Raw genomic sequence first — 11960 nt, 5'->3', positions numbered from 1 at the left:
GTTGCAGTAATTCTAAGTTGACTTCAATCGTTTTTCTAGGGCAATAATTTCAATAGCAATTTGTGCAGCTCTAAGATGGTCGCCCGCGCGTTCAGCACGAACTCGTTCTTCTTTCTTACGTTCAACTTCTTCTTGCATTGGAACTTTGCGAATTTGGCGAATATAGTCGTCAATCACTTGTTCGTTAATTCCATGACCAGCACCCATCATTACAATGGAACTAGCCAAGCTCTCCAGCTGTTCGTCTTGCAGCATGGCAATGTATCGGCTTGCATCCGGCTCAGCATTCTGAGCGTAGTAAGCATATAAATAAGCAGCTAAGACTGCGTGAGCTTCAACATTGAATTGATCACCTAATTGTGCTTCCACTAGTGAGCAGACCTCACGGTCATGCATCATTACCGCCAATATTAACCGTTCTGCATTATGATAAGCGGGTAAAAGTGAAGGTGATTTTTTGAGTGTTCGTTCCACTGTTCTCCCATTATTCATAACATTATTCCACAGAATTGGTTTATTATCCCCCTCTGGTCGGTTTTTTTCCGATTGCAGCAAGATTTCGTGAAGGTCTAACTTCATCGCCTCATATGAAGATTCAGGGAATTCAGAAGCCAACTGTTTCAAATAATGTTCACGTTCCATCGGAGATTGAAGATGACTAATTAATTTGACAGCGGATTGCAGATAACGAAGTCTGTCACCGTCCTCATGCAACTTAAAATTTTTACGGATGTACAATAGCTTATATTTCATCGATGGCACGGCTGGCTCAATAATTTCCCGTACGAATCGGTCAAAACCATAATTTCTTACATAATCATCTGGATCCTTGCCGTCTGGCAGCATAGCTACCGTGACTCGACTGCCTGTCTCTTCTAGAATAGGGATGCTTTTGAAAGCCGCTGATTGTCCCGCGTTATCTCCGTCGTAACAAACGACGATTTGGTCGGCGTTTCGGTTCAGCAGAGCGGCATGTTCCTTCGTTAATGCTGTCCCCATCGTGGCGACACCATTACTAATCCCCGCTTCCCATGCTTTAATAACATCCACATAGCCTTCAAAGAGAACTGCTTGTTGAAGTTTACGCATATTAGGTCTAGCCAAATGTAAGTTGTACATCGTCCGACTTTTATTAAAAAGAATGGATTCCGGACTATTTAAATATTTGGGCTGCGCATCGCCCATCGATCTGCCTCCGAACGCGATAACTTTGCCAGTAGAGTCGCAAATAGGGAACATGATGCGTTCCCGGAATTTATCCACATAGCCGTTACCTTCATGTTTGGCAGAGATTAAACCGCCCTTCTCCATCTGGGCTAAGTCGAACTCTCGTTTATCTAGCTGTTGAACGAGTGTGTCCCACATGGCCGGTGCATAACCAATTTGGAAGGTATCGATCAGCTTATCCGATATTCCTCTTGAGGCCAAATAGCCTTTAGCCACTTTGCCTTGTTCCGTGTTGCCAAGTATATAATGATACAATTTCGCGGTAAAATCATAAGCTTTTAACAAAGTTGCTTTCTCTTGCTGCTGCTCATTTTGCTCTTCTGTCGCTTCTTCCCAAGTGATTGGGATATCCGCTTCTTCAGCCAGCTTGCTAATGGCCTCAGAGAAGCTAAGTCCTTCGATTTCCATTACGAATCGAATCAAATTCCCACCCACATTACAACCAAAACAACGATAAATTTGTTTTTCTGGTGTGACAGTGAATGAAGGACTTTTCTCAGAGTGGAATGGGCATAGCCCCTTCATATAATGCCCTTGCTTGCTCAAATGTACGTGCCTACCAATGACATCAACAATGTCATGGCGCTTTAGTACAGCCTCAATGACCTCTTCAGGTATGCGTCCGTACCTCATTTTTGTTCCACCTACAATTCAGGTCGCTTTTCCGACTAATTACTATTCGCTACTTGTTTTCGATTTCCTGCAAATATTTTAAAAGTTTTGTCAAACCATGTAGAAAATTTTGCCGATCTGCCTCCGTAAATGGTTTTGGCCCCTTCGAATGCTTTCCGCTTCTGCGCATTTTTGCCGATGCGTGGCGACGATCCAACAGGAAATCAATCGAACTATCGGTATATTCCTGCCCTCGATTCGTTAAGCAAATAGATCCCTTAGCCAATCCTAAGGCGGCGAGTCCAAAATCTTGTGTCACCAAAATATCACCTTGCTGAATCTGATTGGCAATATATAAATCGACAGATTGATCGGAACGGTCCACTTGAACGACCTTCACGCCAGGGTTCTCCTTCATCCGATGATCGAAAGAAGCAACTAGTACAACTTGTACACCAAACTGCCTACCTGCTTGCTCAATTTCGGATTTTACTGGACAAGCATCGGCATCAACGATAATACTTCTTGCTCGCATACAGTTCAGCCCCTGCTCTCTAGACGAAATCTCACCGTACTATTATATACGATGGACTTACAAAAAATCCTGCAAGGGTAAACATAAAACCTTACTGGACTCTTTCGATATGGTCCATGATTAAACTTGCAGTCTCTTCAACGGCACGGTTGGAAACATCAAAGATGACGCAACCTATTTTGCTCATAATATTGTCAGCAAAAGCCAGTTCTATTTTAATACGTTCTACATTTGCGTAGGTTGCATTTTCTGCAAGCCCAAGTGTACGCAGCCGTTCTTGGCGAATAACGTTCAATTTATCCGGGTCGATCCTTAGTCCAATGATCTTATCCTTTGGAACGGTATAAATGGCAGCAGGCGGCTGCATTTCAGGTACCAATGGAACATTAGCGACCTTAAATCTTTTGTGCGCTAAGTACATAGATAAGGGTGTTTTGGACGTACGAGAAACGCCCAATAAGATGATGTCTGCTTTTTGTATGCCGCTAAAATCCCGACCGTCGTCATATTTGACCGCGAATTCAACTGCTTCAACTTTTTTGAAATAATCCTCATCGAGCGGATGAATCATTCCCGGTTGTCGGCGAGGCTCTTGCCGTAATGCTTGCCCTAAGGTAGCAACAACCGGCCCAAGCAAGTCAATATGCGGGATATCGTACTCCTTCGCCTTGGCAATCAGATCATCTCGCAGTTCCGGTATAACTAGAGTAAACACGACAATTCCGCCATGTATTCTAATGGCATTAATGACTTTATCTATTCCTTCAAAATCATGGATAAATGGAGCTCTCATAATTTCAACGGGTACAGGATGAAACTGCATCGCAGCTGCACGTACGACTGATTCCCCCGTTTCCCCAACTGAATCCGAAACAACGTATACGCGAGTAGGTAGTGGGTGGTCCATTCCCTAAGCCCCTTTCAGCAGGGACGAGGCCCTACATTAGTCATTTGTATGTAAAGTAGACGCAAACAGAACGAAAGCATGAGAAAAACCTCACCGATATGCGGACAGCACAAAGGCGAGGTGTTTTCCACCACATCATATCAAAGCCGAAATCACATGTCAAATTAGTCATCATCACTATATATTGTATTTTTCCATTTGTTCAATAAAGCCTCTGGATTTCCACTGAATACCAATGTGAATATCCATATAAGCTCGCATACAGGTCTTCAACTGCGCTTTCGTTTCATCCTTTACCTGAACGGCACCAAGTCTGCGCATATCCATGCGAGGAAATATTTTCAGAAGCTTAAGCGCTCCTTCACCGATTGGAATAGCCGCAGCATCTTTGTATCGACAGCGAGCACATAAAGCCCCCCCCATTGCAGGGCTAAGGGTCGTAATCCCCGAAGTTTCTCCACAGGAAACACAAGCATTTGTCACAGGAAGATAACCGGCTAGATCAAACATCTTCATTTCGTAGAGGTGAACGACGATCTGCATGTCCTTGCCCTCTTCAATAGCCATTAGTCCAGCTTTCAGCTGCTCAAATATATAAGTGCTGCCCTCTTCATCGCCAAGCATTCGGTCTGTCATCTCCACCAAATAGGAAGCATGCGCAGACATATGTAAATCTTCTCGCAAAGCATGATGGGCTTCGATAATCTCCGCACTATTCAGAGACCCCATCTGACCCTTTTGTTTGAAAAAAACAAAATCGCCGTACGTAAAAAGCTGCGTAACGGCGGCATGTCGACTTTTCACTTTTTTAGCACCCCGAGCCATGACACCAACTTTACCTAGCTCGGGGGTGAATAAACTAATAATCTTGTTTCCCTCTCCATAGTCCATACTACGGAGTACAATCCCCTGTACGCTGCGCAGCAAATGACTTCCCCCATGAATGCCGCTCTGAAACTTACGAGCCAATGAATATGACTTTACATATTCAGCCCTTCGAGCGGCTCTTCGTTACTTTGATCCTCTTCCTGTACATCAGTGTCCATACCCGGTTCTCCGGAAACTTGTTTATACAGCAGATAGGCATCTACATCACCGGTCTTTGAAAAATACGTCCACGAAAAATCTTTCATGTTCAGCATCCTCCCCATTGAACGTGATGTTTATTAGGATGCGCAGAGGAAGCTTCTCTATACGAGATAAAAACTGGAACTGTTAGGAAAAAACCTGTTAGTCGTGGCGGAAGCCAAGATCACGCAGAACTCTGTCTTGATTTCTCCAGTCTTTTTTCACTTTAACCCACAGCTCCAAGAAAGTTTTGGAACCAAGCAGCGTCTCGATATCACGACGAGCCTGCCGTCCAATTTCTTTGAGTAAACTTCCTTGTTTGCCAATGACGATACCTTTTTGCGAATCTCGTTCAACAAATATGACAGCTGAAATATGGACTACACCATTGGGCTCGACACGCATGTCTTCAATCTGGACGGCAATGGAATGCGGAATTTCTTCCCGCGTCAAATGCAAGATTTTCTCACGTACGAGTTCAGCACATACGAATTGTTCGGGGTGATCCGTAATTTGGTCGGCTGGATAATATTGTGGACCTTCCGGCAAATAACGAACAATTTGTTCCAACAGTGTTGTTACATTGTTACCCTTGAGAGCAGAAACAGGCACGATTTCAGCAAAGTCATACAAATCTTTGTAGTTTGTAATAATCGCCAGCAGCGCTTCAGGCTGAACAAGGTCAATTTTGTTTAAAACCAGAATAACAGGCGTTTCAACATGCTTCAGCTGCTCAATAATATAACGGTCACCGCCGCCAATCCCTTCGGCAACATCCACCAAAAACAGCACCGCATCCACTTCCCCAAGCGTTCCATGCGCCACTTTACTCATGTAATCGCCTAATTTGGAAGTCGGTTTATGAATACCTGGCGTATCCAGGAAAACAATTTGGCCGTTATTGGATGTATAAACCCCATGGATTTTGTTTCTTGTTGTCTGAGGCTTATCTGACATGATAGCAATTTTTTGCCCGATGATTTGGTTCATCAGCGTTGATTTCCCAACGTTCGGACGTCCGATGATAGCGACAAAGCCTGATTTAAATTCTTTTTTAGCCACTTCTAGTTATCCTCCATTTATATGCAAATCTTTCGTTGTGAAAGCACCCGGTAATAAGGCAGACACGGTCGTTTCTGCAACATCACCTTTCAGATTGCCTAGGTAAACTGGCATATCCGGTTCACACAGTTCCACTAATACCTGACGGCACACACCACATGGAGAAATAGGACCTTCTGTGTCCCCCATAACCGCAATAGCTTGAAAGGAACCTGCCTTATGACCATCCGCGATGGCACGGAATAACGCGGTTCGTTCAGCGCAGTTGGTCGGTCCGTATGCGGCATTTTCTACGTTGCAGCCATAGTGTATATCACCGTTTGCATCCAGAAGCGCCGCACCAACTTGAAAATTCGAATAAGGCACATAGGCTCTTTTCATGGCTTCTTTCGCGTGTTGAATGAGTTCTTGTTGATTCATAACCATCAACCTACTTTCATTTTATATTACCGTTATAGCATGTTAAGGCAGGATAAAGCGAGGATTGTGACCATGATGCCAATGAGTGCTCCTAGAATTAGTGCTGGAAATGGTCTCTTCCTTTTGTCATACAGCATAATAAAAATAAGTACAGATAGCGTGTATGCAAGCAGTGCAACTATCGTTTGCGAGACGAAAATCGTAATGACAGTAGCAATTGCAAAGGCAATAGCCGTCAACAAGCTAGGTCGCACCAATTTTCCTTTATCTGAGAAACGTGTCTCAATTACGATGACCGTTAATACAACAAGGGCAATAAGGACCCATATCGTTCCCGCGGATACCGGAGTATCCTGCATTCTTGAATTTCGCAGCAAGAGATCGATAGGCTCATAGAATACAATCATGCCAACAATCACTGCAAAACCTGCGGACACCAATACGGACGCCGCGGCGACGTCCTTCGCAATTTTGGCTAACGGATGGCGATCAGGCATAGCCAGATCCACGGTTTTCTCCACAGCCGTATTGATGAGCTCAGTTACAATCATTAGCGTTACCGCCAGCAGAATAAACAGAATGTCCGTTTTGGGCAGATGGATTAAAAGCGCTGCCAACAAAACAAGAAAAGCAACGCAAAAATGGAATTTCATATTGCGCTGCGTATCTAAAGCATATTTGATTCCTTCATAGGCATACCGGAAGCTCCTGCGCCATTTACGGAAGCCGTCCGACATTAGCGGGTCAAACCTGCCTTCTGCAAAATGTCCTCCTGCTTAGCGAACATAATCTTCTCTTCCTCTTCACTTTGGTGATCATAGCCGATCAAGTGTAGGAACCCATGAACGAATAGAAATCCGAGCTCACGCTCAACGGAATGCCCATAATCCTCGGCCTGAGCGATGGCACGGGGAACCGAAATGATAATATCCCCTAAAGGCTCAATGAACCCTTCAGAAACCGTCTCACCGTCTTGAAGATCATCTGGGTCGCCTTCACCCTCATCCTCGTAGTTGATCCGAATTTCATCCTCTCCGAACTCGCTCATCGCAAAAGAGAGCACATCGGTCGGTTTATCTAAATCACGGTACTGTTTATTAAGCTCTTGAATCGCTTCATCGTCTACGAAGGTAAGGGCAACTTCCCCCTCCGTAACGCCTTCAAGCTCGCCTGCTAAGCGCAGCAGATCTTCAAGCTTTTCAATAAAAGCAGGCGTGATTTCTTTCACTTCTTGCTCACTGCTCCACTCTAGCGTTAAATCCATACTTGCCATTATGTGCCCTCCTTTAATTCGTCGTTGATATCATCAAGCCCCTGATTTCTTTGGAGCTAGCTCACTTGGATATTCGATCCTTGCGTGAAAGATTCCTAGCAAGGTTTCGTTTAATGTTTTGGCAATCTTATCGAGCTCTTTGAGCGTGAGATCACACTCATTAAATTGGCCGTCGTCCAAACGAGACTTAATAATTTTGTGCACCATTGAATCGATTTGTTCAAGCGTCGGATTACGCAGTGATCGAACAGCTGCCTCCACGCTATCCGCTATCCCCACAATGGCTGCTTCTTTGGATTGCGCTTTGGGCCCTGGGTAACGAAAATCCTCTTCGCGGATTTCTTTCTCACTGCCTTCTTCTTCAGCTTGTTTCACCGCTTTATGATAGAAAAAGTGCAGCAGTGTCGTCCCATGATGTTGTTCAGCAATGTCTCGTATCGGCTTAGGCATTTTGAAATCCTTAAGCATTTCAACGCCATCACGAGGGTGTGCTATGATGATGGACTTACTTAGATTGGGATCAATTCGATCATGCGGATTCTCAATGTTCGTTTGATTTTCTATAAAGTAGCTTGGACGCTTTGTCTTGCCAATATCATGATAATAAGAACCAACTCGGCACAGCAGCCCGTCAGCTCCGATGGATTCAGCTGCAGCCTCCGACAAATTACCCACCATGACACTGTGATGATAAGTCCCCGGTGTCTCCGTAAGCAGCTTGCGCAGTAAAGGATGATTCGGATTAGAGAGCTCCACCAATTTGAGCGGAGATAGAATCCCGAATGCGACCTCGAAAAAGGGCAGCAGCCCAATTACGAACACAACCGTTAATAATCCGCCTGCAGCCGCGAAAGAAAGCGACAGAAGGGCTTCTCTCTGCTGAAAATGATCTTCCATCAACAACATCGAAGTAATCGTTAGCATGGAGAAGAAGGCAATCATGAGACCAGCTTTTAGAATGGTAGCCCGTTGGCTTGCCCTTTGAATCGTAAACACTGCACTAAAACAAATAGCCAAGCTAACTAAGCCGTACCGGTAGTCAAAAAGCAACACATGCTCCGTATTAAAGATAATACTTGCCATTAAGGAGAATAAGACCGATGCAATAAACGCGAGCGGAGCATCCAGTAAAATGGCAATCAGGATGCTTCCTAACGCGGTCGGAGCCAGATAACCAATATAAGGATAATCTAGATTTTGCACAAGAGAGATCATTTTCATTCCCATGACATTGATAAGAAATATAAGAATGAGCATCACGAGCTGAGAATTATTGTACTTGATCGGCAACGTGCTTTGTCGGACAAACATATAAATGGCGAATGACAAAAGAGCCGAAAGAATACTGAGCCCTAATTGCGGCAAATAGTTCGCTTTATCCTTCAAAAGCTCTAGTTTATCCAGCCTAGCGTATATCTCTTCCGTTATGACATCCCCGACTTTAACGAGAACATCATTCTTATTGATATAAACTGGTTTCACGCTCTCTCTGGCTTGTCCTTTAGCATCATCGGTGCCCTTTTGATCAAAAAATTTATTTGGCGTTATTAGCGCTCTGGCGATTTCGGTAACCATTTCACGGGACGTGTTCTTCGTCAGATTCGATGTATTTACAAGCTCAGCAACTTTAGCTCGGGCCGTCTGCGCATCCAAGATTTGATCATTCATCAATTTGCTAATGATGTCTTTCGTCACAGGACGCATAGCCGCTAAATCATCTTTGGTCAACCTCGGAAGCTTAAAAAAAGTTTCCTCCGGCAGCGGGTAGTGCTGTTCGGCAAGCCCCTGCTGGATCTGTTCAAGCAGCAAATCGTTATATTGACCGCTGATACGAAGTGACTTAATAGATTGATTTTGCATATCGCTGATTAGCTGTGGAATAGCCCGACGATAAATGCTGACTTTGTCATCGAATTTCACTTCTTCATCCGCATTGATTTGCAACAATTTATCATAAATAACATCAATCAGCGTATCATTTTTGAGATTCACAATTCGATAAACGGGTTGGACGCGCTTGGCAGCGTCTTCTTTCGCTTGTTCAGTAGCAATTGCGTTTTCAATCTGTCTAGGTGCATAAATCGTTTTTTCACTGGTCGTTCCTAACACTATGTCATAGACTTGCGGCACAAGCTTGGCATAAAGGGACATATAAAAAATTAAAGCCAGCAAGAGAAACAACAGTACCCGTATACCTGTACTGTATTTCCATCCGTTCAGCTGGTAATGAAATTTGCCTTTCATTTGCACTTCATTTTTCTTCACGGAAGGTCATTCCTCTCTACCTAACAACCCTGCTCAGTTACTTATCATTTTCAGCATTGTACGCAACAATGATTTTCTGAACAAGTGAATGTCGAACCACATCCTGCTCATCAAAATAAATAAAGCCAAGTTCCTCGATATCACTGAGAATACGGTTAGCTTCTACGAGACCGGACGATTTACCACGCGGTAAATCAATTTGAGTAACGTCCCCGGTAATCACCATTTTGGAACCGAAACCAAGTCTTGTCAGAAACATTTTCATTTGTTCAGGCGTTGTATTTTGCGCCTCATCCAGAATGATGAAAGAATCATCTAACGTTCTACCGCGCATATAAGCCAGTGGCGCAATCTCGATAAGTCCTCGTTCTAATGACTTGGCTACCTGATCAGGTCCAAGGACATCATTAAGAGCATCATACAATGGGCGTAAATAGGGGTCAACTTTTTCCTGCAAGTCCCCCGGCAGAAAGCCCAGACTTTCCCCAGCCTCAACAGCAGGGCGTGTTAATACAATCCTTTTGACAGCCCCTTCTTTAAGTCTCGTCACGGCAAGTACAACAGCCAAATAGGTTTTACCTGTACCTGCGGGTCCAATTCCGAAGACGATATCTTTTTTCTTGATCGTCTCGACATACTTCCGTTGTCCGATCGTTTTGACCCGAATAGGTTTACCCCGATGTGTTGTAGTAATTTCACCTTTGAACAAATCAAGCAATTGTTCCGTTTTCATCTGCTTCGCAAGTTCAACCGCATACAAAACATCCCGTTCTGTCAACGTATAATTATTACGGATGAGCTGTAAAAGAACCTCAAAAAGCTGCTGAAGTGAGTTCACTTCCGCAGCAGCCCCTTGTATCGTTATTTCGGCTTCACGCGTATAGATTTGTGCGGGAATCTCCCGTTCGATGACATGCAGAAATTTATCCTGCGGTCCGAACAAGGCTAGTCCTTCAACCGGATTTTTCAATGTTATTTTCACAGATTGCGCGTATTCTACCAACAGGCCTCATTCTCCTCGTATCACAATTGGTTGTTCTTCGGCGATATTTTCTTCGACTTCAAAATGCACGTCTATATAAATTTTACCATTCTCTGTTTTTTCATGCAAAATTTTTTCGCCGACAATTCTAGCATCTGCTCCTTCGGCTCCAAGTAATTTAGCTTTAGCCTGCTCTAAACCAGCCTTTTTAGCATTCGCCGGATCAATAGGTTCCTCAACAATCTGAACCTCCATCACCTTTTCATGAAGCCAACCGAGGGGAAGTGAATAAGACCGCCAAACCAGCGTTTTACGCTCTGGAATCGTTTCGAAATGTTCGAATTTCTGCTTACCATAACCACTTACTTGCACTGCTCTTGTCCCAAAAACAAGGTAGTTGCGAGTCATAACTTCACCTGAATATACCCTATATGTTTTTGTAAGGGGAGTTTCGATTCGGGAGGTATACCAAACGATGCCCTTTACTTTACCACTTGCAACCACCACTTGGCTATTTTGTTCATCGCCGATGGTTCCCGAGATCAGCACGTCCCCTTTTCGCACATATGTATTCGGCTTCACCATGGGTTTGCCTTTATCTGATAAAATCTCAGTAACAAGCGCGTTTTTGGCAGCAATCAAATTACGAGGATTCAAAGGCGGTCCCTTGTCTGGAATGGTTGCTTCGACAACCTTGATCGTGATATGGGTACCGCGAATTTCGACACCAACCCAAGCCGCATGGGGCAGCATTCCTTGAATTTCGCGCGATAAATCCTCTGTTTTCTTCAACTTAAACTTCCATTGAAACGTATGTATGCCCTGTTTGGAAGCAGCTTGCAAAATTTCCGACTCAGAGATACGATCATTCCCTTCCACACTAACTTGCCATACGAGCGAAGTCAATAAATAAAGACCTATGATGAAAGAAGCCATTCCTGTAAAAAAAACTTTTCTACGGCCCAGTCTGCCCATAAAAAAAGGCAGCCCGTGCCTTTCCGTAACATGCACCCTGCAGCCTGTCCGTTTCAACAGCGGTCTAAGTCTGAAAAAGTCTTTGATCAGGATATAAAGTTCAAGCTTCCCCGCATCTCCAGCTTGAATATCCCATATGGAAAAACCCTTCTCCAACATGGGATTAATTAATCTTTCACAGCCTTCACCTCGTATTTGAATGCGCACATACCCTCGCAATCGAGCAATGAAAAGGGATTGTTTCATGACTCAGCCTCCTGTTCTCAGTCCATACTCTCATCTATGGTTCATATTTCACATTATCGATCAAGCCTTCAATAAACACTTCTTCTGAAAGAATAGCTCGAATGACTAATTGCTTCCCGAACACCTCTAGCGTCCCCTTCGTTAATTCGAGCTTCAAGTTTTCACTTGAAAAATGAAGTACACCCCGATGATTCTCTACATAAAGCTGTACGTTGCCGATCATCGTAATTCGCGGCAAGTCCTGTACCACATCCTGAGGAAGATCAAGGATTTTGGCCGTGAACTGGTTCCATTTGCGGGTCAAGCGACGCATAGCTGGGAGTACCCCCTCTAACTAGATGATCATGTATACAGAAAAAGCGCAGAGACTTTCTACCAAATTATGCGG

13 protein-coding genes are annotated in these 11960 nt (G+C 44.1%); all 13 read right to left on the bottom strand.

Annotated features, from left to right (window positions below; genetic code table 11):
- Positions 1-12: 12 nt before the first annotated feature.
- Positions 13-1860, bottom strand: a complete 1848-nt coding sequence (gene dnaG, locus QFZ78_RS37280) for a DNA primase (protein WP_307555056.1) — start codon at positions 1858-1860, stop codon at positions 13-15.
- Between the two features lie 49 nt (positions 1861-1909).
- Positions 1910-2374, bottom strand: coding sequence for a YaiI/YqxD family protein (locus QFZ78_RS37275; protein ID WP_057303088.1), 465 nt, complete (start codon positions 2372-2374; stop codon positions 1910-1912).
- 91 nt (positions 2375-2465) lie between these two features.
- Positions 2466-3281, bottom strand: coding sequence for a pyruvate, water dikinase regulatory protein (locus QFZ78_RS37270; protein ID WP_307555055.1), 816 nt, complete (start codon positions 3279-3281; stop codon positions 2466-2468).
- Between the two features lie 177 nt (positions 3282-3458).
- A complete protein-coding gene (gene recO / locus QFZ78_RS37265) occupies positions 3459-4208 on the bottom strand; it encodes a DNA repair protein RecO (protein ID WP_307555053.1) in 750 nt (249 codons plus the stop codon).
- Positions 4209-4261: 53 nt separating this feature from the next.
- Positions 4262-4414 carry a YqzL family protein gene (locus QFZ78_RS37260; RefSeq protein ID WP_082562144.1) on the bottom strand — a complete coding sequence of 51 codons (153 nt, stop codon included), beginning with the start codon at positions 4412-4414 and terminating at the stop codon, positions 4262-4264.
- Between the two features lie 97 nt (positions 4415-4511).
- Positions 4512-5411: a GTPase Era gene (gene era, locus QFZ78_RS37255; RefSeq protein ID WP_307555051.1), complete on the bottom strand. Its 900-nt coding sequence runs from the start codon at positions 5409-5411 to the stop codon at positions 4512-4514.
- Between the two features lie 6 nt (positions 5412-5417).
- On the bottom strand, positions 5418-5831 hold the full coding sequence (cdd, locus tag QFZ78_RS37250; RefSeq protein WP_307555049.1) for a cytidine deaminase: 414 nt from the start codon (positions 5829-5831) through the stop codon (positions 5418-5420).
- 32 nt (positions 5832-5863) lie between these two features.
- The gene (locus tag QFZ78_RS37245) at positions 5864-6568 is read right to left on the bottom strand and encodes a diacylglycerol kinase (RefSeq protein ID WP_307555047.1); all 705 of its coding nucleotides are present in this window, start codon (positions 6566-6568) and stop codon (positions 5864-5866) included.
- Positions 6568-7095 carry an rRNA maturation RNase YbeY gene (gene ybeY, locus QFZ78_RS37240; RefSeq protein WP_307556099.1) on the bottom strand — a complete coding sequence of 176 codons (528 nt, stop codon included), beginning with the start codon at positions 7093-7095 and terminating at the stop codon, positions 6568-6570. Before ybeY ends, QFZ78_RS37245 begins: the two co-directional genes overlap by 1 nt.
- A gap of 42 nt (positions 7096-7137) precedes the next feature.
- A complete protein-coding gene (locus QFZ78_RS37235) occupies positions 7138-9369 on the bottom strand; it encodes an HD family phosphohydrolase (RefSeq protein WP_483874839.1) in 2232 nt (743 codons plus the stop codon).
- A 37-nt stretch (positions 9370-9406) separates the two neighbouring features.
- Positions 9407-10372, bottom strand: a complete 966-nt coding sequence (locus QFZ78_RS37230; protein WP_307555045.1) for a PhoH family protein — start codon at positions 10370-10372, stop codon at positions 9407-9409.
- A 6-nt stretch (positions 10373-10378) separates the two neighbouring features.
- Complete coding sequence (gene yqfD, locus QFZ78_RS37225) at positions 10379-11572, bottom strand: sporulation protein YqfD (protein WP_307555043.1); 1194 nt, start codon at positions 11570-11572, stop codon at positions 10379-10381.
- A gap of 34 nt (positions 11573-11606) precedes the next feature.
- Complete coding sequence (gene yqfC, locus QFZ78_RS37220; RefSeq protein WP_047672305.1) at positions 11607-11885, bottom strand: sporulation protein YqfC; 279 nt, start codon at positions 11883-11885, stop codon at positions 11607-11609.
- Positions 11886-11960: the final 75 nt, after the last annotated feature.

The organism is Paenibacillus sp. V4I5, from assembly GCF_030817255.1.
Lineage (GTDB): Bacteria > Bacillota > Bacilli > Paenibacillales > NBRC-103111 > Paenibacillus_E.
This window is presented reverse-complemented; position numbering and strand designations above follow the sequence as displayed.

Bases quoted from the DNA above. Each gene is read 5' to 3' on its own strand.
- QFZ78_RS37270 (WP_307555055.1), bottom strand. From the start codon at position 3,281: ATGGACCACCCACTACCTACTCGCGTATACGTTGTTTCGGATTCAGTT.
- cdd (WP_307555049.1), bottom strand. From the start codon at position 5,831: ATGAATCAACAAGAACTCATTCAACACGCGAAAGAAGCCATGAAAAGA.
- QFZ78_RS37245 (WP_307555047.1), bottom strand. From the start codon at position 6,568: ATGTCGGACGGCTTCCGTAAATGGCGCAGGAGCTTCCGGTATGCCTAT.
- QFZ78_RS37260 (WP_082562144.1), bottom strand. From the start codon at position 4,414: ATGAAAGATTTTTCGTGGACGTATTTTTCAAAGACCGGTGATGTAGAT.
- dnaG (WP_307555056.1), bottom strand. From the start codon at position 1,860: ATGAGGTACGGACGCATACCTGAAGAGGTCATTGAGGCTGTACTAAAG.
- yqfC (WP_047672305.1), bottom strand. From the start codon at position 11,885: ATGCGTCGCTTGACCCGCAAATGGAACCAGTTCACGGCCAAAATCCTT.
- QFZ78_RS37275 (WP_057303088.1), bottom strand. From the start codon at position 2,374: ATGCGAGCAAGAAGTATTATCGTTGATGCCGATGCTTGTCCAGTAAAA.
- yqfD (WP_307555043.1), bottom strand. From the start codon at position 11,572: ATGAAACAATCCCTTTTCATTGCTCGATTGCGAGGGTATGTGCGCATT.
- ybeY (WP_307556099.1), bottom strand. From the start codon at position 7,095: ATGGATTTAACGCTAGAGTGGAGCAGTGAGCAAGAAGTGAAAGAAATC.